We start from the raw sequence: 22,722 nt of genomic DNA, 5'->3' as shown, positions 1-22,722 counted from the left end.
CCTAATTAATTATAAATTGGTTATATTTCAAAAAAAGGTGATGCGGCATCTTTGGAGGATAGAATCGGTGTTTGAGTTATGGGCCATTCAATTTTTATTGTTGGATCATTCCAAATGATTGATTTTTCTGATTGCGGGGAGTAATAATTATTCGTTTTGTATACAAATTCAACAAAATCTGACATAACGAAAAAGCCATGAGCAAATCCTTCGGGAATCCAGAGTTGACGTTTATTTTCCGCAGAAAGAATTTCGCCAACCCATTTACCATATGTCTTTGATTCTCTTCGAATATCGACAGCAACATCAAAAACTTGCCCGACGACGCAACGAACTAGTTTCGCTTGCGCATATGGCTCAAGCTGATAATGCAGGCCGCGCAAGACCCCCTTACTTGATTTAGAATGATTATCCTGTACAAATTCGATCTTACGACCAACAGCTTCTTCGAAGACTTGTTGATTGAAGCTTTCCATGAAAAACCCACGCTCATCACCAAAGACTTTTGGCTCAAAAATCAACACATCTGGAATGTCAGTTTTGATCACATTCATGACTTAATAACCTTTAATCATCTTAAGCAAATATTGTCCGTAAGCATTTTTCGATAGAGGTTTTGCCAGCTCTTTCACCCGCTCAGCATCAATAAAGCCTTTACGATAGGCAATCTCTTCAGGGCAGGCCACTTTTAGCCCCTGGCGCTCCTCAATGGTCGCAATAAAGTTACTTGCCTCGATTAAACTCTGATGCGTACCTGTATCTAGCCAAGCGTAACCACGTCCCATCATGGCAACTGACAATCTGCCTTGTTCCATATAGATACGGTTAATATCAGTAATTTCCAGTTCACCGCGTGTTGATGGTTTTAGTTTTTTCGCCATTTCAACAACATCGTTGTCATAAAAATATAGACCTGTGACTGCATAATTACTTTTCGGCTCAAGCGGTTTTTCTTCAAGACTGACAGCAGTACCATTACTATCAAATTCTACAACCCCATAACGTTCAGGATCATTCACATGATAAGAAAATACCGTTGCACCACTGTCTTTACTTACTGCTGTATCCATTAACTTTGGTAAGTCATGCCCATAAAAAATGTTGTCGCCCAGTACCAGAGCACAATCATCATTACCGATAAACTCTTCACCAATAATAAATGCCTGGGCTAGGCCATCCGGCGTCGGTTGTACTTTATATTGTAAATTTAGTCCCCACTGGCTACCGTCACCCAATAATTGTTCAAATCGTGGGGTATCCTGAGGAGTACTAATAATCAAGATGTCACGAATCCCTGCCAACATTAGCGTAGAAAGCGGATAATAGATCATTGGTTTATCATAAATCGGCAGCAGTTGCTTGCTTACAGCCATAGTGACAGGATAAAGACGAGTACCTGAGCCCCCAGCTAAAATAATCCCTTTACGCGTTTTCATTTCATCATCTCTTTGTGTACAAAATGCCCGCTCACGGGCATTAACAAGGTTCAAATCACCGTTGTCGTGAACAACTCATTCAGCATACGTTTTACACCAACGTCCCACTGCGGTAATACCAGTTCAAAGTTTTTCTGGAATTTATCAGTATTCAGGCGAGAATTTGTTGGGCGGCGTGCAGGTGTAGAATACGCACTAGTCGGCACCGCATTTAAATGGGTTAATGCCAGTTCGATTCCTGCTTTACGGGCTTCGTCGAACACTAGTACAGCATAGTCATGCCAGGTCGTGGTTCCACCCGCAACCAGGTGGTAGAGTCCAGCCACGTCGGGTTTGTTCATCGCAACACGGATAGCATGCGCCGTACAGTCAGCAAGAAGTTCAGCCCCAGTTGGCGCACCGAACTGGTCGTTAATCACCGAAAGCTCTGCGCGCTCTTTTGCCAGTTTCAGCATCGTTTTCGCAAAATTATTGCCTTTACCTGCATACACCCAACTGGTTCTGAAAATCAAATGGTTGGCGCAGTACGTCTGAAGCGCCTTTTCTCCCGCCAGTTTGGTTTCACCGTAGACATTAAGCGGCGCTGTAGCGTCCGTTTCGCACCATGGTGTTTCGCCGGTGCCAGGAAAGACATAGTCCGTGGAGTAATGCACCACCCACGCCCCGATTTCTGCGGCAGCTCTGGCAATTGCATCCACACTGGTCGTATTAAGCAACCGGGCAAATTCAACTTCGGACTCAGCCTTATCTACTGCTGTATGGGCAGCTGCATTGACGACAACGTCAGGCCGGATACGACGCACGGTGTCTGCCACGCCCTGTGGATTACTAAAATCACCACAATAATCAGTTGAATGTACATCTAACGCAATCAGGTTCCCCAGAGGGGCTAGTGCACGTTGCAATTCCCAACCCACCTGGCCCGTTTTACCAAACAGCAGAATATTCATTACTGGCGTTCTCCGTAATTCTGTTCGATCCACGTCTTGTAGGCGCCGCTTTTCACATTTTCAACCCACTGCGTATTCGACAGATACCATTCAACAGTCTTACGGATCCCGCTTTCGAAGGTTTCCAGCGGCTTCCAGCCCAGTTCATCGCTGATTTTCGCTGCATCAATCGCATAGCGGCGATCGTGTCCAGGCCGGTCAGTCACGTAAGTAATTTGATCGCGATAAGAGCCCTCTTTCGGCACGATTTCATCAAGCAGATCACAAATAGTATGTACCACGTCCAGGTTTTTCTTCTCGTTATGACCACCGATATTGTAGGTTTCACCTACAACTCCCTGAGTCACAACTGTATACAACGCTCGGGCGTGATCTTCGACATAAAGCCAGTCGCGAATCTGGTCGCCTTTGCCATAAATTGGCAATGCTTTACCTTCCAGCGCATTCAGAATCACCAGCGGGATTAGTTTTTCAGGGAAGTGATATGGCCCGTAGTTATTGGAACAGTTGGTGACAATTGTTGGGAAGCCATAGGTGCGCAACCATGCGCGAACCAGATGATCGCTTGAGGCCTTTGAAGCAGAATATGGGCTACTCGGCGCATAAGCTGTCTTTTCAGTGAACAGAGGCAACACATTACCGGCAGCCACTTCATCTGGATGTGGCAGGTCGCCGTATACTTCATCTGTGGAGATATGATGGAAACGAAATGCCTGTTTTTTATCTGCATCCAGCTCGTTCCAGTAGCCACGAGCAGCTTCCAGCAGTACATAAGTACCGACGATATTCGTTTCGATAAACGCTGCTGGCCCTGTAATAGACCGGTCAACATGACTTTCAGCTGCCAGATGCATCACCGCATCCGGTTGATGAGTGGCAAAAATACGCTCCATTGCCGCTTTATCACAGATATCCGCGTGTTCAAAATAATAGCGATTATTTTCGCTGACTTCGGCAAGAGATTCCAGGTTACCGGCGTAGGTTAGTTTATCAACATTAACAACGGTATCCTGAGTATTTTTAATAATATGACGAACTACTGCAGATCCAATGAAACCCGCTCCACCAGTAACTAGTATTTTCACGTTTAATTCCGAATATCGTTTATACGAATACTATTAATATGCTGGCACATAATGCACGTTTCTGGGCATTACGCACGCTACCGCCCCTGGCTTTGCAGCAACCAGAGCACTACTTGAATGATAATGATGTAACTAGCCCCCGCCAGTTAGCGCGAAGCTATCTAAAATTCAAACGCTAATTGTCTTACCAAATGCGACCAGAAACAAGAAAAAATCCAACAAAAAACAGATTAAACCTGGTAGGTTAACTTATTGTAATTCTTTGTTTTTATATGAAAAACGACAGTAACACTCCGCTGCATAAATCATAGGCGGTGGAATGTTAACTGCCGTTATTTTTTCTGGCTTACCTTCACGAAGATCTGTAAATATCTACTCGCTAAGTAGCTTTTCAATGCTCTTACGAAACTTCGGTCCTTCTTTCAGATTACGCAGCCCATACTTAACGAATGCCTGCATGTAGCCCATCTTTTTACCACAGTCGTAGCTGTCGCCTGTCATCAGCATAGCATCAACAGACTGTTTTTTAGCCAACTCTGCAATGGCATCCGTCAACTGGATACGTCCCCAGGCACCTGGAGCAGTTTTTTCCAGTTCTGCCCAAATATCAGCCGAAAGCACATAGCGCCCTACAGCCATCAGATCAGAATCCAGCGTTTGCGGCTGATCCGGTTTTTCGATGAACTCAACGATACGGCTGACTTTGCCTTCATTGTCTAAAGGCTCTTTGGTCTGAATAACAGAGTACTCAGACAGATCGCCTTCCATACGCTTAGCCAGCACCTGGCTGCGCCCGGTTTCATTAAAACGAGCAACCATAGCAGCGAGGTTGTAGCGCAGCGGATCCGCACTTGCGGTATCCAGAACAACGTCAGGTAATACCACGACAAACGGGTTATCACCAATGATAGGACGAGCACAAAGGATGGAATGGCCCAGACCCAGCAACTGAGCCTGACGGACGTTCATGATAGTCACGCCCGGAGGACAGATAGACTGCACTTCGGCTAAGAGCTGGCGCTTAACACGCTGCTCAAGGAGTGATTCGAGTTCGTAAGAGGTGTCGAAGTGGTTCTCAACGGCGTTCTTAGACGCATGAGTCACCAGAACGATTTCTTTGATACCGGCAGCTACAATCTCGTCGACAATGTATTGAATCATCGGTTTGTCTACGATCGGCAGCATCTCTTTAGGGATTGCCTTCGTGGCAGGCAACATGTGCATCCCCAGACCTGCTACCGGAATAACTGCTTTCAAATTAATCATTAAGTCATTCACCTATTCAATTGTTGCTGAATTATAGCTTTTTAGCTTGTTTTAGCCAGTATGAATTGCATTACTCCGATGCAACGTATGTTACGCCGCTTAACTGCGGAATGCAGTAATCTTAATCCCAGGCAGGTACAACTTTTGCCAGGAATGGTCGCAAAGTTACCTCCCCTGCCCCGGCAGTCGAAAATTCACCGCTTCGACATTCACCACCTGATGGTTTACCCGGTCAATGTCAACTGAACTTTGCCCGCTTTCGTTTACCGCATGGATATTCGCCAGTGATAACAAGGTATCCTGCTTAGCCATAAACTTGCCGCGCACATCCTGGCGTAGATCGAAGTGCATCTTGAGCGCGGGTCCTGTTGCGGATTGCTGCATCACTCTGATGTTACGTAAAAAAAGGTGCTGCGGTTGGTTGTGCAACTCAAGCGTGGCTCGCTTCATCTCAACGTTGGTGATGGCCACGAACGACGTTGCATTACCTGATGAGATCTGAATGCCGCGTAATTTATATTCAAGTTTTGTGTTATCCAGATGGATATTATTTAACTTAAAGTTCTGCGGAATGGATAAATATCGTCCTTTAATAACACCGTAGCCAATGAGCATACCTGCGCTATTTTCCATATTGATATTATCAATCACGAAATTATCGCATCCATAAATAGCGACCGTCGCATTATCAATGCCCGCTTTCTTACTAAAATCTGGGGTAATATTTCGTGCAGTGATATTACGAATGATAAAATGTTTGCCGTTCTCTACATGGACTAGCTGTCGACAGTCGGTACCGGTGATATTCGCCACGACAAAGTTTTTTACCGCCAGTTCATCGGGATAGGTATTGTCATAGGTACTGCCCGCCAGTCCGATGCCGATGCCCCAGTTCACGTTGCCATTGGTACAGTTAATACGTTCAATGACATGGTCAGAAATGAGGATGTTGCTGTCGTTGATCGCCACATTCCACTCAATGGCATCCCCCTGTAGATCGCTAAAACGGCAGTTTGTAATCTTTACGTCATCCATCCGGTTATGAAAGCCCTGACGCAGGATCCCATAGTTAGCGCATGTGACGGTAATATCATCGATAACCAGATTACGCATCAGCCTCGGTGTTTTGCCGCCGATATAGATTTGCGTCACTGGCCCGAAACCACTCATGGCAATCCCTTTTATCACGCAATCCGAACCGCGCACATCGAGAGTAATGTTTCTCAGGCTCCCGCCCTGATCGCCTATCACCTTACATCCATCCTGCAGAACAAAGCGACCACGGCCATTGCCGCTGATTCTGCCTTGCAAGTGTAGCGTTTTGCCAGGAGGAATAACGATAGCGGTATTGAGATCCTTACATTCCAGTCCATTTGGTACGACTACCGTTTGTCCTTCTTTGAACGCCTGCCGGAAAGAAGCGACCCAATCCTTTGGGTTGTAATCCTGAATGTTGACGCTATCCGATGATTCAAGCGCCCGGACAACGGGAGAATGCAGCACGACAAGCGCAGAGCCTGCCGTTAGAAAAGTACGGCGTGAGAGTTTATTCTCTGACATACAACCTCGATTTACATCGTTTGCAGCAGACTGGCTAACTGTTTATTGATCGCTAGCTGATTAAATTCAGTTTCAATTTTTTCGCGCGCACACAGCACAATCGGCTGTACCTGCTCACTATCGAGCAGGCTAAATGCCGCTAAACGCTCAGCCAGTGCCTGCGCATCGTTTTCCGGTGCCAGCCAGCCAGACTTGCCCGACTCGACCAGCTCAGGGATCCCACTGTGAACGGTAGAAATCACCGGAATACCTACCGCCATCGCCTCCATCAGCGCCACCGGGATCCCCTCCATATCGCCGTCTCTTCCGGTAATCGACGGCAGTAAAAATACATCCGCCTGCTCAAGCATCTCCTTTACCTGATGACTGGGCTTAAAGCCGGGCATCTCAATCACTTCATCAAGTTGATATTGCTCGATCAGCGTACGTAAACGACGCTCCCAAGGGCCGATACCCAGAATGCGATAACGAAATGAGACGCCCTGCTCTTTTAACTGTCGACAGGCTTCGATGGCAACGTGCAGTCCTTTTTTCTCGGTTAACCGGGCGACAGAGATAATTTCCAGCGGTGCAGCTGGTACTTTCAGTTGGCGAGGGGTAAAACGCGTCATGTCGATACCCATACGCGAAACCGCGATTTTTTGCGGCGGGCATCCCATGTTTTTTAAACGTCCGGCCCAGAGATTGCTGATGGGTAACATCAAATCTCCACGTTGAAACAGTTGCTGATACTCAGGGGTATAGCGGGTAAGCACATCCCGATGCGAAACATCGACGCCGTGAAAAACCGTGGCGATTTTTCCGCGGATCATCCCAAGCTCACGCAACTTGGCGGCCGTTACGCCTGCCGGCCCAAAATGAGCAATAAAGACATCCGCCTGAAACGCCTGCGGATTCCCGCCGCAAATAGCCGCCAAAATCAGATTGCGCGCCTCCTCGCCATAGCGTGCAACATTAAGCGCCTTCCAGGTCGCTGCGCGGGTGAGACCGTGCAGAGCTGCCGCGGCCCTATATTTCAGCTTCGCCAGTTTGCTTTCCGGTTCATTCAGCAACCAGCGCGTTTTTTCACCCAGCCGGTAGGTATTAAATGAGGCATGCGTATTTTCAAGATCGCCCTTCTGCAAAGCGACAATCTCCACGTCGTAGCCCATATCGATAAATGCGGTTATCTGATTGAGTACAAAGGTCTCAGAAGAGAGCGGAAATTTAAGCAGGAAAAAGCCAATCTTCATTTTTCCCCCTCAATACGCGTTAAAACCGACTGCACCATGTGTACCCCGCGTTCGCGTTCGCGTGTCACAGCATCCCCAAGCCGTATGTTCAGATCAGGTAACTGTCCGAGGGTATCGGCGACCTTTCCTTCCAGACTGCCATCGAGCAGATGGCGAATATCGACAGCCATCTCCGGCAACCCCAACTGTTGCATAATCCCTGCCGATTTATGCTCGTAGTTAATGGCGATGGCTGGCGTCATAAAATTCATCGAGATGATGGCCGAGTGCAAGCGAGTACCCACTGTCAGATCGCATGCCCCCAGAATCTTCCCCATCTCCAGATCGTTAAGTTCATCCATCACCACGTGATATCGGGACGAATCGTTAACATACTGGCGCAGGTTTAACGCCACCATGCGATCATCTTTGTTGTAACTATCAATACCGGTGCAGGTTGACAGTGCAATCACCTGGTAACCTTCATCGAGGATGCGGTTCACCACCCCGGCAAAGGCTTGCTCATAGGCCTGCTGCGTTGTCCCCAGACGCTTATCAAAAGGGGCCAACTCACGTAATGTAATGGCAACGGTCTTCTGTTTAGCCGCCATATCTAACCAGTGCTGTACCGCATAACCTGGCTCAAAATCCTCATGATGATTGTCGACCAGCCAGGCCGTATCCACGCCTGTTTCAACTTTATCCGTGGTTATTTCGCTGCGCTTCATCAAATCAAGACTTACGGATTCACGTAAAATCAACGCATTACAGTGACCAAACACGTAGTTCGCCAGTTGATTAAACTGCTCATCCTGGAATGGCCCCACGCTGTGACCAATCATGTACAACGGTTTTTTCGCCATAAACGAACACAGGGCATGTTCAAACTGCGGTACGCCATACAGATCGACAAAGAACGATCCGCCGACCTGGATGATGGCGTCATAGCGCGACAGCAGACGAACAAAATCGGTAAAACCCTGGGCGATAGCGATATTGCGCAGATTACCGGAGTCGGTAACACGCGAGAGCAGTACCTGATGCTGATAGCGGCGACGCAGCACTTTCTTCACGCGCCCCATAACACCCGCTGCGTTGTTGTGTTGCTTCATCTGCGAATACAGCGGATCGCCCATCACCGGGCGGTTCAGCAACCATGAGGAGCTCACCGGGTAACGGCTCATAACATCCACTTCAGTCTCAGGACGCAACGCGTTAATGGCATCCAGTAAACCGCGCAGGATCGCGCTATCCCCTCGGTTCCCGCAGGTATGGTTGCCCAAAATTAATAGTTTCATTATGACCTCTTAAAGCGTTGTTCTTATCCTGCACGGAGCAAGGTTTTCATTTTTTCACTGCGACAGAGCTGGCGTTTTATTTCCACCACCAGCGGATGACGCGACAGCACCATCATTAGCGCAAACGCCAGCGCCCCTGCCGCTATCTGGCTCCCCAACAACACGCCCAACGACAGTTGCCCATGCAGCAACACACCCAGCGCATAACTCACCACAAGGGTTGGCAAGGAGAGATACATCGGCAGCCAAAGACTGAGCATGTACTGGCGGTAGCTGGGGCCAAGAACAGGTTTAATCATCACGAAATAGCTGAGGACTGTGTTAATCACCTGGACCAACAAAAAGCCCAGCGTCACGCCAATTGCCCCGGCCAGATGTCCACCGATGAAAATGGCGGGAATAAACAGAAAGGTTTTGAAAACATTGAATTTAAAGCTGATATCGACCCGCGCTTTCGCCATCAGCAGTGAACCGATTGGATTCCCCACCGAGCGCAGCAGCCCAACAATGCACAGCAGTTGCAGGATGGGGATAATGCCGTTCCACTTCTCACCGAATACCAGCGGCACCACGTTATTCGACACCACCATCAGTCCCAGCAGCGCCGGGAAGTTGATAATCCCAACCACCGACAGCAGCTTGTAAAAATTCACCCGTAGCTTTTCGCTGTCGTCCTGGATTTTGGCAAACGCCGGAAACAGCACGCGGGTGATAATCGGGTTCAGTTTGATCGGGGGGACAACCGCCACATTCCAGGCGAGATTGAATCCGCCCGCCACGCCAGCTCCCAACGTGCGGGCTAAAACCAGCGTGGAAAGGTTGGTATTGATGTAATTGATGATGCTGTCTGCCGTCAGCCACGCACCAAAACGCAGATTCGACGAAACCGATGCCAGAGAAAAATGCAGCCCCGGACGGTAAATCCGGCGACCAAAATAGCCGAACAGCAGCGTACGTAGCGTACTGTTTACCAGATACCCGAGAATGGCCGTCAGTGCGAGCGGCCAGAAATGGGCGCTGACTACGGTAAAGGTAAAACCGGCCAGTACCGAACTGATTTCAATCATGCCAATTTTGTTGAAGGCCAGCTCTTTTTGCATCAGCGCGCGAAACTGCTGTCCGTGCGGTATCACCACAAACGCCAGTGATAAAGTTTTGATGAGCGGTGCCAGTTCTGGGTTGTTGAGCACATGGGCAATCGTCTCGCTCAGCAGAAACATCGCCACGCATACCACGATACCCAGCCCAACGTTGAGCCAGTACAGCGTGGTCAGTTCTAGATAGCCAATCTCTTTGCGCTGAATAATTGAGTTAGCGATACCAAAGTCAGACAGCGTATCGGCCAGCGCGATGATTACCAGCGCCACGGTTAACAACCCGAACTGGTGGTTATCAATAATCCGTGCCAGTACGGTCATCTGGATAAGCCCCAGACCAATGATGATCACCGTGGCAATCGCCGACCACTTTGCGCCGTTCAGCGTTTTTTCTCGTAAGCTCATGTTAATACGCCGCTTTGTTGACAAAGCCTTTGAATACCGTCAGAAAAACAATTTTGATATCGAACCACACGCTCCACTCGCGAATGTATTCGAGGTCAAATTCCACACGTTTTTCCATTTTTTCCAGCGTATCGGTTTCACCCCGCCAGCCGTTGATTTGCGCCCAGCCGGTAATCCCCGGTTTCACCTTATGGCGTAACATGTACCCCTCGATCAGTTGGCGATACTGTTCGTTATGCGCTACCGCATGCGGGCGTGGCCCGACGATAGACATGCCTCCGGTCAGCACGTTAATAAACTGCGGCAGTTCATCGAGCGACGTTCGGCGCAGGAAATTCCCCACAGGGGTAACGCGCGGATCGTTTTGCGTCGCCTGCGTCACCACCGCGTCGTTTTCCATCACTTTCATCGAACGAAACTTCCAGACTTTGATCGGTTTGCCGTCCATGCCATAGCGGGTCTGGCGGAAAATCACCGGTCCTTTGGAGGTCAGTTTTACCAGTAGCGCTATGCCACACAGCACCGGAGAAATAAGCAGCAGGATCAGCGAAGCCAGCACGATATCTTCCGCGCGCTTTAACAGACGATTAATCCCCGAGAGCGGCGTGTCATACAGCGGCACCACCGGAATGCCGTTCATCTCTTCAATCCGTGAATGCAAAATGTTGAAGGTAAAGACATCAGGAATAAGGATCACAGAACAGGTGGTATCGGCCAGCTCACGCACCAGTTTTTTGACGCTGGCGCCATCGCTCATCGACATGGCGATATAAACGTTATGAATGCGTGAGGCTTTGGCGTCATCCACCAGTTGTTGCAGATTACCGGCCCAGTCGCGGGAGTTTTTTCCAGGGATAGGATCGTGATAGACACCTGCTACTTCAAACCCCAGCCACGGTTCATGGCGAAAACTGTCCAGTAGCATTTGTCCGGCTGGCAGCTCACCTGCCACCGCCACCCGACGAGTGTTGTACCCGCGATTGCGCATCCATCCCGCGCCGTAGCGAATAAACGAACGGCACAACACCAGGCCAACGCTGGATAGCAGATACCACGCCAGCCAGACGGCGAGACGGTTGTCAAAATCGTTATTAAAGGCGATCAGACCTGCGCAAAAAATCAGACTCAGCGTCCAGTTTTGCAGTAACAGCACCAGCTCAGTGGAAATTTTGACACCACGCCAGGAGCGATAAAAATCCGTTATGCCACCGAGCATCTGAAAAACGACCAGCGTGATCAGCGCCACCAGCAGGTGCATGTACAGGAAAGGCAAACCGCTTAATTCGCAGATTACCCACAACCCGCCAAACATGATGGTGATATCTGAAAAGCGTTGCACCATCGAAATTAACGACGCATTGGTTTTGGCGCGCTCGCGCTTCTTTAGATGTGTCATCGTGGTTCCTGTTAGTCACCCTTTGCCCAGAATCGGGCAAAGGAAGCACCAGCATTACTGATTCAGTAACGCCAGAAGAGTGCGCGTTCGCGCTTCCATCAACGGAATATCTCCGCGCGATTCCACGTTCAGGCGCACCACCGGTTCGGTATTGGAAGAGCGTAAATTGAAGCGCCAGTCGACAAACGACATGCTGATACCGTCCGTTCTGTCCACCGACAGCGCCTCACGGGAAAAATGCTGCTCCACGCGCGCAATCGCTGCCGTCGGCTCTGCCAGCGTACTGTTTATTTCTCCGCTCGCCGGGTAGGCCACCATCCGGTCACGGACCAGTTCGCCCAGCGACTGCCCTTTCAGACACAGCAACTCCGCCACCAGCAGCCACGGGATCATTCCGCTGTCGCAATAGGCAAAATCGCGGAAATAGTGGTGCGCGCTCATTTCACCGCCATAAATGGCATCTTCACGGCGCATCCGCTCTTTGATAAACGCGTGCCCGGTTTTAGACATCACCGGTTTACCGCCTGCCGCCGTCACCACATCCACGGTGTTCCAGGACAGGCGTGGGTCGTGGATAATTTTCGCCCCCGGATTCTTCTCCAGAAACGCTTCCGCCAGCAGGCCGACAATGTAGTAGCCCTCAATGAACTGACCTTTTTCATCGAACAGGAAGCAGCGGTCAAAATCACCGTCGAAGGCAATCCCCATATCCGCGCCGTGTTCAATCACTGCATTGCGCGTGTCGGCCCGGCATTCCGGCAGCAGAGGATTGGGAATACCGTTGGGGAAGTTGCCATCCGGCATGTTGTGAATTTTGATGAACTCGACCGGCACGCCCAGCGCCTTAAAACGGTCTTCAATGGCGTCAACCACCGGACCTGCCGCGCCGTTGCCGGAATTGAGCACCAGCTTCATTGGTTTCAGGTTGGCTGGATTGATGTAACCCAGCAGGTGGTCAATGTAGGCATCACGGGTAGTAATGCGCTGGTAGCGGCCACGTTTTGTCTCATCAACCGCCGGGAAGTCATTGGCTTCCGCCAGGCGCTGCACGTCGCGCAGACCGGTATCACCGCTGATGGGTCGAGCCCCTTCCCGCACCAGCTTCATGCCGTTGTAATTCATCGGATTATGGCTGGCGGTCACTTCAATACCGCCGTCAATGCCCAGGTGGAAAGTGGCAAAATAAATCTCTTCGGTACCCGACATGCCAATATCCAGCACATTCACGCCTGCATCCTGCAGTCCTTTCGCCAGCGCCAGCTTCAGCGTCTCACTGGTCAGGCGCACATCGCCACCGAGGACAATCGTTTTCGGCTTCAGTAACTCACCATAAGCGCGGCCAATACGCCACGCGATATCTTCATTCAGCTCTTCGCCCAGCCTGCCGCGAATATCGTAGGCTTTGAAACAGGTTAATTTCGTCATGATTTACCCTTCTTCAGGCAACAGTTAGCCCTCTCCTGACTGGAGATATTTTTCAAAAAATGACTAACCGTTCGTTTGTAGGCCGGATAAGGCGTACACGCCGCCATCCGGCAACGATGATGTTGTGTTAAGCGCGCCCGTATCTGTCCGCAAACCGCACCACATCATCCTCATCGAGATAAGATCCGGAGCGCACTTCAATCAGATCGAGCGGGATTTTCCCCGGGTTCTCCAGGCAATGGGTCGCCCCCAGCGGAATATAGACAGACTCGTTTTCAGCGAGCAGTTTGATATCATCATTGATTGTCACCTTCGCGGTACCAGCCACCACAACCCAGTGTTCAGCCCGGTGATGATGCATCTGCACGGACAATCCCTCTCCGGGTTTAACGGTAATCCGCTTCACCTGGTAACGGTCTCCGGCATCAATAGAGTCGTACTTGCCCCATGGACGGTAAACTTCACGGTGAATATGGTGTTCATGGCGTCCGTCAGCTTTAATTTGCTCCACCACTTTTTTGACGTCCTGCACCGCGTTGCGATCGGCTATCAGCACCGCATCTTTGGTCTGCACCACCACCAGATCCTTCACCCCGACGGTCGTCACCAGGCCAGACTCGGCATACACGTAGCTGTTTTCCGTTTTATGGCTAATGACGTCACCATGATGCACATTGCCTTCAGCGGTATGGGCGCTGATTTCCCACAATGATGACCAGGAGCCAACATCGCTCCAGCCTGCGTTCATGGGCATCACCACCGCATCGGCCGTACGTTCCATTACCGCATAGTCCACAGACTCTTCCGGGCAGGCGAGAAACGCCTGTTCATCAACGCGGATAAAATCAAGATCGGGGTCAACCGTACTCATGGCGTTTTCGCAGGCCTCAAGAATGTCGGGGCGATATTTTTTCAATTCTTCCAGATAGCGCCCGGCCCGGAACAGAAACATGCCGCTGTTCCAGTAGTAGTCGCCGCTCGCCACGTAAGCCTGCGCGGTTTCCAGATTGGGCTTTTCAACAAACTGCGCCACCTGAAAAGCCACGGCGTCAGTATTGGATGGCGAAACCTCGCCGCGACGTATATAACCATAGCCGGTCTCCGGCTGGTCCGGCACGATGCCAAACGTCACCAGCTTACCCGCGCTGGCGTAGGGCATTGCATTGCGAACCGCCTCGCGAAATGCCTCCTCGTCGGCAATCATGTGATCGGCCGCCAATACCAACAGCAGCGGATCTTCCCCCGGACTTTGACGTTTTGCCGCCAGCGCGGCCAGTGCTATCGCCGGTGCCGTATTGCGCCCGGCGGGTTCGAGAATAATATTCTCAGTCAGCTTGTGCAGTTGTCGTAGCTGTTCCGCCACAATGAAACGGTGTTGTTCATTACAGATAACCACCGGGCTTTCGCACTCCACGCCGTTCAGACGACAAATCGTTGTCTGCAGCATGGTGAGGTCGCCTTTCAGGCACAGGAACTGCTTTGGATACAACACGCGGGACAGAGGCCATAAACGGCTACCCGAGCCACCGGCCATCACCACCGGAAAGAGTTTGCTTTGACTCATCATGTACCCCGAATATCTGCAATAAATTGGCTCAGCACGTTTTCTTTATCCAACGTGCGTTCGGCATACTCACGTGCCACCGTGTTCACTTTTGGCATGGTTAACGCCTGTTGAATCCCGCCAACCAGCGCATTCATTGATTCAGGTTCGACACACACCGCGATGCCTGGGTGAGCGTCACACAGCTGACCCAACTCGGTCTCCGGTTCGGCGGTAATCACCGCGTTACCGCCAACGGCGAGGATATTGGTCAGTTTGGAGGGCAATACGGCATCCGCCGCACCGCGCTTTTGTACCACCAGATGGCAGTCCGCCATCTTGAGCAGCGCAGGCAGCGCGTCATAAGATTGCAGCGGAAAGAACATCACATTGTTCAGGCCGCGTTCACTAGACATACTCTCCAGCCGCGCTTTCCCCCCGCCCTGCCCGACAATCACAAACAGCCAGGGCTGTTCGCTCAACAGGGCCGCTGCGTCGATCACACTCTCCAGCCCTTGCTTTTCACCGATATTGCCTGAGTAGAGAATGATTTTTTTATCATCAGGCAAGCCCAGTTGCTGGCGCAACGCCAGAGCATCGGCATCGTTCACGTCACGAAAACGCGCTACTTCTGACCAGTTCGGAAAGAAAATGACCTTCTGTGCATCAACGCCCTTCTCCTGCGCTTTATTCATCATTGAGCGAGAAATGGTCGAAATATGATCCATATTCAACAGCCCACTGCGCTCAAAGGCGCTGGCCAGTTTTGCCACCGCGCCACGCTTGCCTTTGCCCGCCATGCCAAGCCCCAGCATGGCATCGACTTCGTAATCCTGAATATGCAGCAGCGTGCGCGCCCCGGACAGCTTCGCCAGCAGGCGCATGCCCGGCGTACAAAACAGCGTCGGCACTACCCCAATGATGCGATCCGGCTTCCAGCGGCGCTGCGCCAGCAACGGGAAGAAACTGCTCAGGGCAAAACTGCCTAAATGCAGCACGCGCTTGAGCGTAGAAGGCTGCTCAGGTACATACAGCGGGCAACGCCAGACGATGGCATCGCCTTCTTCACGACGGTAGCGCCAGGATGAGTAGCGACCGTTGACCTTCCACTGCGGATAATAAGGCGGTGCAGTGATCACCCGTACGTCATGCCCCTGTTGCGCCATCCACTCCACCATTTCACCGGTGTATTTACCGATACCGGTCAACTCCGGCGAATAGTTGATGCCATACACAAGGATCTTCATAGCCCGGGTACTCCGGCCTGACTCTTCTCACGGAAGTAAGCCCGGCTGTTGTCGTGCACATGGTCACTGGTCAGAATCTCTTCAATTGCCAGCCAGCGGTACGCGTCATGTTGAACGTCAGGCAGCTGCAGGTCGTTTTCCGACACCCGCAGACGAAATCCCAGCACGATGTAATGCGTTGAGAAATCTTCCCCGGAAAAGTTGTCGTCATAGAAGTGCTGCCAGACCCCGTAAAACTCTGCAGCGGACAGCGGTAAACGTAACCCCAGCTCAGCGTCAGTCAGCCGCTCAAAGGCCGCGCGCAGCGGTTCATCCTTTTGCACCCGACCGCCGGGCACGAACCAGTACCCCTGCGCCGGACGATTGAGGCGCTTGCCAAGCAGAAATTCGCCGTGGGCGTTTTCCACGATCAAATCGATGGAAATCAGCGGAGTTGAACGTACAACGGTGGCAAAATCCTCATGACGTAAAAACATGCTTACCCCCGGTAACGCTGCTGGTTTTCAAGGAACCACTGATATGTACTGGCAAGCCCCGCTTCCAGAGATATCTCGTGATACCAGCCCAACTGATGCAGACGCGTAACGTCGAGCAATTTGCGCGGCGTGCCGTCCGGTTTGCTGGCGTCAAACACCACGCGCCCCTTGTAACCCACAACCTGCGCGATGGTCTGGGCCAGTTCACGGATGGTGCAGTCCACACCGGTGCCCACGTTGATATGCGACAGCATTGGTCGGGTATATTCCTGCAACACTTCCTGAGCCAGCTCCATCACGTGGATACTGGCCGCCGCCATATCGTCGACATGCAGAAATTCACGCATTGGCGTCCCGCTTCCCCACACCACCACATCCGGCGTATTTTGCTCGCGAGCCTCATGAAAGCGGCGCAGCAGCGCCGGGATCACATGCGAATTACTCGGATGAAAGTTGTCATGCGGTCCGTACAGATTGGTCGGCATCACCGAGCGATAATCACGGCCATATTGTCGGTTATACGATTCACACAGCTTAATACCGGCAATTTTGGCAATCGCATACGGCTCATTGGTCGGTTCAAGTGTCCCCTGCAACAGTTCACTTTCAGCGATTGGCTGGGTGGCTTGCTTGGGATAAATACAGGATGACCCGAGAAACAACAGTTTATTCACGTTATGCAGATGCGCCGCATGAATAATGTTGCTCTCAATCATCATGTTTTCATAAATAAAATCAGCAGGATAAGTATTGTTTGCCACAATCCCCCCTACTTTTGCCGCCGCCAGATAAACCTGATCAATGTGTTCAGTGGCGAAGAACGCCTGCACCGCACCGGCGTCCAGCAGATTAAGCTGGTCGCGGGTACGCAGCACCAGCTCTACGTTATTTCGCTGCGACAATTGTCTGACGATGGCGGCCCCCACCATCCCGCGATGGCCCGCCACAAAAATACGTTGTGTCTTCATCCTTAGTACTCCAGCGCGATAGCGACCTCGTAACCGTGCGACTTGAGCAGGGAATGTTTCTTCGCCGCATCAAGATCGTTGGCAACCATTTCCGAGATCATCTGGCGCAGTGTGATTTCCGGTTTCCAGCCCAGTTTTTCATGGGCTTTGGCCGGATCGCCCAGCAGCGTTTCCACCTCAGCCGGACGGAAGTAGCGCGGATCAACGGCAATCATGACATCCCCGGGTTTCACCCCCGGCGCATCGTGTCCGGTCACAGAAACCACGATGCCTTTCTCATTCACGCCCTCACCTTCAAAGCGCAATTTAATCCCCAGCTGAGCGGCCGCCATTTCTACAAACTGGCGCACGGAATACTGCACGCCGGTGGCAATCACGAAATCTTCCGGCTTATCCTGCTGCAGCATCATCCACTGCATCCTGACGTAATCTTTGGCATGCCCCCAATCGCGCAGTGAATCCATGTTGCCCAGGTACAAGCAAGACTCCAGCCCCTGAGCGATGTTGGCGATCGCCCGGGTAATTTTGCGAGTAACAAAGGTTTCGCCACGGCGCGGAGACTCGTGGTTGAACAGAATGCCGTTACAGGCATACATCCCGTAAGACTCGCGGTAGTTGACGGTTATCCAGTAGGCGTACAGCTTGGCAACGGCATACGGCGAGCGCGGATAGAACGGCGTGCTCTCTTTCTGCGGGATTTCCTGTACCAGACCGTACAGCTCAGAGGTGGACGCCTGATAAAAACGGGTCTTCTTCTCCAGTCCGAGGAAGCGAATTGCCTCCAGCAAACGCAAGGTGCCGATCGCATCAACGTCTGCGGTGTATTCCGGTGAATCAAACGACACCGCGACATGGCTCATGGCGCCCAGGTTATAGACTTCATCCGGTTGGACTTCCTGTAAAATACGGGTCAGGTTGGAGGAGTCGGTCAAATCGCCATAGTGCAGATGAAATTTGGGATTGCCTGAATGCGGATCCTGATAGATGTGGTCCACACGTTCGGTGTTGAATGATGAAGCGCGACGCTTAATACCGTGTACTTCGTACCCTTTTTCCAGCAGGAGTTCTGCCAGGTAAGAACCATCCTGCCCGGTTACGCCAGTAATGAGAGCGACTTTTGACATGTTATAACCTCTTCAGTGATCCCCTCAGGGAGTAACTTTCTCGACGCGTTCGCGCGTGACTACTGCGGGATTTCCCCGACAAATGACATTTGCTGGCAGCGATTTAAATACGCTGCTTCGTGCTCCGACGACGGTGCCATCGCCAATCGTCACGCCAGGCGCGACAAAGACATCTGTCGCCAACCAGCATTTAGCGCCAACCACAATCGGCGTGGCGTTAATATCAAAATGTTGACTGGCATAATCATGACTCCCGGTGCATAAATAACTTTTTTGCGAAATAACCGCGTGGGCGCCAATCGTAATATCACCTAACGTATATAAAACCGCGTCGTCACCCACCCAGGCATAATCTCCCAGGGTTAATTTCCACGGATAAGTAATTCTTACTGAAGGCCGAATGACTACGTTTTTTCCTATTTTTGCGCCAAACATTCGTAATAAAAATGCACGCCAGCGATACATGACCTGTGGAGACCAGCGAAATAATGTTGCTTGCACTGCCCACCATAATTGCACTTTAATAGCGCCACCGCCGCGAAAACCTCCAGGCACTTCAAATCCGCTTAAATCTTGCATACTATGCCCTTACGTTTTCCCATATAAGGTTTTAGTTTTACCAGTTGTGCGCAGACGTAAATATTCTGACAATCCGGTCCAAAAACCTGGCATGTGTAATATCTGGTGCTGTACTTTTTTGGCATCCCGACACAATTCCAGATTATTCGTCGTTGACACTCCGCCCATGGAAAACTCCGATACCAACCCGCTCAGCTTTTTAAAAGCGTAACCGGACTTGTATAATTGGGCTGCCAACGCGTAATCAGACGATATTTTATATTGCAAATCATAATGCCAGACATTCAGTCCTGAGAGCGGAAAGAATATCGCCTGATGGCTGGCGGGCAGGCTGTGATAAATATACCAACCTGGTTTTGCCCGGCGCTTAATTTTGTTGCCATTGCCGAAATCCAGCAACGCATCGCCAATGACCATGGTTTGGTCGCTCTGCGTTTTTAACTGGCGGATAAAATGTGCCGCATCCGCATGCAGAATATCCCCGGAGTTGAGGAACAGCGCGAACCGCCCGCGCACCATCGCGATACCTTTGTTCATCGCATCATAGATGCCGTTATCCGGCTCGCTAACAAACCGTAACCGGTGTTCCCCACTGAGCCCTTCAAGAAACGCCGGCGTACCATCCGAGGAGCCGCCATCAACAACAATCCACTCAAAACTGATATCACCCGCTTGCGCCAGATGTGCCAGCGATGCGTGAGTTTTGGCGATCCCTTCCAGATTGCGAAAGGCGACGGTAATGATACTGAGCAGCATGTGAGTTACCTCGCGATATTCAGCGCCTTGCGCAATATAAACGGACACACAATTAAAAATGCGTATTCCGGACTAAATACTGAACCTGTAAAAAACAGGGACAACGGTGTAAAAAGATAAAGCTGCACCCGATAATTCTGATTATCGCCAAACGCATTGATCATCATTTTCATGACCTTCCCCATGTACCACAGGGCTAATATCACCGCGAACCATGAAAAATAAATAATCAGCAGATACAAACCATTGTCTATTGTTTTACCGACATCTGCACCGTTAAAAATTCCGAATGACGCGACGTATTCATAAAGTGAGCCAAATCTCACTACGCCATCAACATTCAGTAATGAATAACCGACCATCACCAATGGTCCTACGATACGATAATACGATGACGAACCTTCAGTTCCTAAATCACCAAGCCGCGTTGCGATGTACGGAAAAGCAAATATCACCCCAACTAAAAACACGCTTAATGAGATTATCGCCAGCGGTAGCTTCTTTTTTATCGCATCCTTATTCAGGTACTGGAACGCCCACTCCAGGAGATAAAACAAAATAAACGTCATTACCCCTGAAAAAGATCCTGATAATATTACCCCTGCCAGAATCATAGCATCGGACTTAGGTGTTTTGATACCAAACTGTTTGATACTGAGCCAAATTGAGATTAACGCCAGAGCGAAGAATGCCGGTTCGAAATAGAGTGCGGTGGTACGTTTCCCACCAAACTTAATAAAGTTCAGAACATAGCTGTTACTGTAAATAAGATATTTCGAAATAACTTCCATTAAACTGCTGCCGCCGCTGAGAATTATCTGTGCCATTTCAACCGCAGCTAACCCCACCACCAGCCCCACCACCAGCCAGAAAAAACGCAAAATCTTAATATAGTTATGCGGTGAAATGGTTTTGAAGCGAATACTCCACACCATGCCAATAATCACCACGGTATAAACAAACAGCATCGCTGACGTTACGTACTTGCTGGCATCCAGTGATTGACCGAACAGGTAGTTAAACGCCGTCAGCCCGCCCCCCACGCCCAGTGCGATCATTAATTTTTTGATATTGATGCGCTCGACAAACAGCAACAGCAGAACGGGCAAGAACGTGACGATGGTTATCGGGAAGCTCTCGCCAAGCTGGGCAAGTTTGACGTTAACCAGCAGATAAAGCAGCGGTAGCACCAGATAGCTACAGATTCTGATAGAACGAGACATATTCCTCCAGCATCTGTTGCCCACTGTATGCCACCCGACTGCGCTGGCTGAACGCGGTAAGGGACGTGTCAAATACCGCCTGCGCAATGTCTGATTTTTTCAGCTGCACCAGCTGCAATACATCCGCTTCGCTGAACGTTTTGCCGCCTGATTTAGCCAGCACTTCCTGCGCGGCATCGCTGTGTGTGGCAATTACCGGTACGCCGATGGAAAGTGCTTCGCACAGAATCAGCGGGTAGTTATCGACACGGGAGCTGAACACCAGTCCATCCATCTGGTTAAGCGCACTCATCAACGTGCGCTTATCGCTCTCAAAACCGTGGTTGATGACGTTATCTCCCGCAAATGGCGAAAATTTGCCGAAGGTATGCAGCTCAATTTTGTCCCCAAGCGCGGCAATCGCTCGCACCAGTTGTTGACTGGTTTTGCCGTCATAGCGCAGGTCATGAGCCACCACGGCAATTTTCGGCCGACCGCTCTCCGCAGGCATCGCGGGCAGTTCGCCAAGAATGGCTTCAGTTGCCACATCAATGCCATTATTGATAATACGGCAGCGTCCCACGCCATACAGGCTGTTGAATGCGTCGGCCACATGTTGACTGGGCGAGATAAACTGGCAACCCAGCGCCAGCATCGCACGGAACATCTGCCGCTTACCGGGCAACTGCTGATGGGCTTTATCGACTTTTACCGGCGGATAATTGCTGAGCGTTGGGCATTTCTGACAGCCCGTTTTCCAGCCTTCGCAGCCATCGGTAAAGGCACAGCGCCCGGTCACGCTCCAGTGATCGTGCAGCGTCCAGACGAAAGTGATATCCGGTTTATGCGCCTTCACTTTTTGGCAAAAGGTCACCACCTCTTCCAGGTTCAACCAGTAGCTGTGCAACACGTGAAAATGCAGTACCAGCGGGCCGGAGGTGCGGGTAACTTCACGATATAACTTGTTGAGATTGCCAAACACGTCGCGGTTCGCGAAACGAAACAGCGCAATGTTCGCCGCCGACGTCAGGCGCGGCGTATATTTGATAACCTGCGGGAAATTCGCATGACTGGCGCTTTTTTTACCGCCTTTGCCATAGCCATAGACAAACCGCGACGACAGCCCTTTTTCCAGCGACCTCAGATGCAAATCTAACGCCACGCCTGCCGCCCCACCTTCTGCGAGTCGGACATTAAACTGTAATATCTTCATTTTATTACCTTCACCCGTGCCTTCTCACCCACGACCAGCGTATTGTCCGGGACGCTATCCACCACAACGCTCCCGGCGCCAATCGTCACGTTATCGCCAATAGCAACGTCGCCGAGCAGAGTGACATTGGCCCCCAACTCAACGCCGTTACCGATGACCGGACAGGATGGATCGTTGGCACCAAGATTGCCGATAGTGACGCCGTGGCGTAGGGTAAAATCATCCCCCGCCACCACGTGTTTATTGATAACCACCCCATAGCCATGATGGATGGTGAAACGACGACCAATTGATGCAGCAGCCTGAATTTCATAGCCAAACAGGCACTCGGTGATAAAGCGATACATCACCAGCACCGGGGCGGCCCACAGGTTGTTTATGATATTTTTTTTACGCCAGGCGGAGCAAAAATGGGCAATCCGATAGGCCGCCACCATGCAGCAGGGGCGCAGACTCCAACCGTTCGCGCGTAAATCTTCCAGCAT

21 protein-coding genes are annotated in these 22,722 nt (G+C 50.9%); all 21 read right to left on the bottom strand.

The genetic code is table 11. The annotated features are described in order from the left end of the window. Positions 1-20 precede the first annotated feature (20 nt). Positions 21-554 carry a dTDP-4-dehydrorhamnose 3,5-epimerase gene (rfbC, locus tag OGY37_RS03930; RefSeq protein ID WP_286620158.1) on the bottom strand — a complete coding sequence of 178 codons (534 nt, stop codon included), beginning with the start codon at positions 552-554 and terminating at the stop codon, positions 21-23. A 3-nt stretch (positions 555-557) separates the two neighbouring features. Continuing rightward, positions 558-1,436, bottom strand: coding sequence for a glucose-1-phosphate thymidylyltransferase RfbA (gene rfbA / locus OGY37_RS03925; protein ID WP_286620156.1), 879 nt, complete (start codon positions 1,434-1,436; stop codon positions 558-560). Between the two features lie 50 nt (positions 1,437-1,486). Beyond that, a complete protein-coding gene (gene rfbD, locus OGY37_RS03920) occupies positions 1,487-2,386 on the bottom strand; it encodes a dTDP-4-dehydrorhamnose reductase (RefSeq protein WP_286620155.1) in 900 nt (299 codons plus the stop codon). Next, the gene (gene rfbB / locus OGY37_RS03915; RefSeq protein ID WP_286620150.1) at positions 2,386-3,471 is read right to left on the bottom strand and encodes a dTDP-glucose 4,6-dehydratase; all 1,086 of its coding nucleotides are present in this window, start codon (positions 3,469-3,471) and stop codon (positions 2,386-2,388) included. Before rfbB ends, rfbD begins: the two co-directional genes overlap by 1 nt. Positions 3,472-3,843: 372 nt before the next feature. Next, positions 3,844-4,737 (bottom strand): UTP--glucose-1-phosphate uridylyltransferase GalF, encoded by an 894-nt coding sequence (gene galF / locus OGY37_RS03910; RefSeq protein ID WP_179154137.1) that lies wholly within the window; start codon positions 4,735-4,737, stop codon positions 3,844-3,846. Positions 4,738-4,902: 165 nt separating this feature from the next. Then, positions 4,903-6,297 (bottom strand): colanic acid biosynthesis protein WcaM, encoded by a 1,395-nt coding sequence (gene wcaM / locus OGY37_RS03905; protein WP_286620148.1) that lies wholly within the window; start codon positions 6,295-6,297, stop codon positions 4,903-4,905. Positions 6,298-6,308: 11 nt separating this feature from the next. Further along, positions 6,309-7,529, bottom strand: a complete 1,221-nt coding sequence (wcaL, locus tag OGY37_RS03900; RefSeq protein ID WP_286620146.1) for a colanic acid biosynthesis glycosyltransferase WcaL — start codon at positions 7,527-7,529, stop codon at positions 6,309-6,311. Continuing rightward, positions 7,526-8,806 carry a colanic acid biosynthesis pyruvyl transferase WcaK gene (wcaK, locus tag OGY37_RS03895; protein WP_286620144.1) on the bottom strand — a complete coding sequence of 427 codons (1,281 nt, stop codon included), beginning with the start codon at positions 8,804-8,806 and terminating at the stop codon, positions 7,526-7,528. The genes wcaL and wcaK overlap by 4 nt, the downstream gene beginning before the upstream one ends. 23 nt (positions 8,807-8,829) lie before the next feature. Further along, complete coding sequence (gene wzxC / locus OGY37_RS03890; RefSeq protein ID WP_286620142.1) at positions 8,830-10,308, bottom strand: colanic acid undecaprenyl disphosphate flippase WzxC; 1,479 nt, start codon at positions 10,306-10,308, stop codon at positions 8,830-8,832. 1 nt (position 10,309) lies between these two features. Continuing rightward, the gene (gene wcaJ / locus OGY37_RS03885; protein ID WP_069219552.1) at positions 10,310-11,704 is read right to left on the bottom strand and encodes an undecaprenyl-phosphate glucose phosphotransferase; all 1,395 of its coding nucleotides are present in this window, start codon (positions 11,702-11,704) and stop codon (positions 10,310-10,312) included. A gap of 54 nt (positions 11,705-11,758) precedes the next feature. After that, a complete protein-coding gene (cpsG, locus tag OGY37_RS03880; RefSeq protein ID WP_286620139.1) occupies positions 11,759-13,129 on the bottom strand; it encodes a colanic acid biosynthesis phosphomannomutase CpsG in 1,371 nt (456 codons plus the stop codon). Between the two features lie 127 nt (positions 13,130-13,256). Beyond that, positions 13,257-14,693: a mannose-1-phosphate guanyltransferase gene (gene cpsB, locus OGY37_RS03875; RefSeq protein WP_206159785.1), complete on the bottom strand. Its 1,437-nt coding sequence runs from the start codon at positions 14,691-14,693 to the stop codon at positions 13,257-13,259. Beyond that, positions 14,693-15,919 (bottom strand): colanic acid biosynthesis fucosyltransferase WcaI, encoded by a 1,227-nt coding sequence (wcaI, locus tag OGY37_RS03870; RefSeq protein ID WP_069219550.1) that lies wholly within the window; start codon positions 15,917-15,919, stop codon positions 14,693-14,695. The genes cpsB and wcaI overlap by 1 nt, the downstream gene beginning before the upstream one ends. Next, positions 15,916-16,395, bottom strand: coding sequence for a GDP-mannose mannosyl hydrolase (locus OGY37_RS03865; protein WP_126317718.1), 480 nt, complete (start codon positions 16,393-16,395; stop codon positions 15,916-15,918). The genes wcaI and OGY37_RS03865 overlap by 4 nt, the downstream gene beginning before the upstream one ends. Positions 16,396-16,397: 2 nt before the next feature. Then, complete coding sequence (gene fcl, locus OGY37_RS03860; protein ID WP_286620137.1) at positions 16,398-17,363, bottom strand: GDP-L-fucose synthase; 966 nt, start codon at positions 17,361-17,363, stop codon at positions 16,398-16,400. A gap of 2 nt (positions 17,364-17,365) precedes the next feature. Then, positions 17,366-18,487, bottom strand: a complete 1,122-nt coding sequence (gmd, locus tag OGY37_RS03855; protein ID WP_003036748.1) for a GDP-mannose 4,6-dehydratase — start codon at positions 18,485-18,487, stop codon at positions 17,366-17,368. A gap of 24 nt (positions 18,488-18,511) precedes the next feature. Beyond that, entirely contained in the window at positions 18,512-19,066 is a 555-nt protein-coding gene (gene wcaF / locus OGY37_RS03850) for a colanic acid biosynthesis acetyltransferase WcaF (protein ID WP_003834258.1), read from the bottom strand. Between the two features lie 9 nt (positions 19,067-19,075). After that, a complete protein-coding gene (wcaE, locus tag OGY37_RS03845; protein WP_286620135.1) occupies positions 19,076-19,822 on the bottom strand; it encodes a colanic acid biosynthesis glycosyltransferase WcaE in 747 nt (248 codons plus the stop codon). Positions 19,823-19,827: 5 nt separating this feature from the next. Beyond that, a complete protein-coding gene (wcaD, locus tag OGY37_RS03840; RefSeq protein ID WP_125112559.1) occupies positions 19,828-21,045 on the bottom strand; it encodes a colanic acid polymerase WcaD in 1,218 nt (405 codons plus the stop codon). After that, on the bottom strand, positions 21,020-22,237 hold the full coding sequence (gene wcaC / locus OGY37_RS03835; protein ID WP_149281543.1) for a colanic acid biosynthesis glycosyltransferase WcaC: 1,218 nt from the start codon (positions 22,235-22,237) through the stop codon (positions 21,020-21,022). Before wcaC ends, wcaD begins: the two co-directional genes overlap by 26 nt. After that, positions 22,234-22,722 carry a colanic acid biosynthesis acetyltransferase WcaB gene (gene wcaB, locus OGY37_RS03830; RefSeq protein WP_286620133.1) on the bottom strand — a complete coding sequence of 163 codons (489 nt, stop codon included), beginning with the start codon at positions 22,720-22,722 and terminating at the stop codon, positions 22,234-22,236. Before wcaB ends, wcaC begins: the two co-directional genes overlap by 4 nt.

The sequence above is a fragment of the Citrobacter sp. Cpo030 genome (assembly GCF_030333005.1).
In the GTDB taxonomy this organism is placed as follows: Bacteria; Pseudomonadota; Gammaproteobacteria; order Enterobacterales; family Enterobacteriaceae; genus Citrobacter; species Citrobacter portucalensis.
This window is presented reverse-complemented; position numbering and strand designations above follow the sequence as displayed.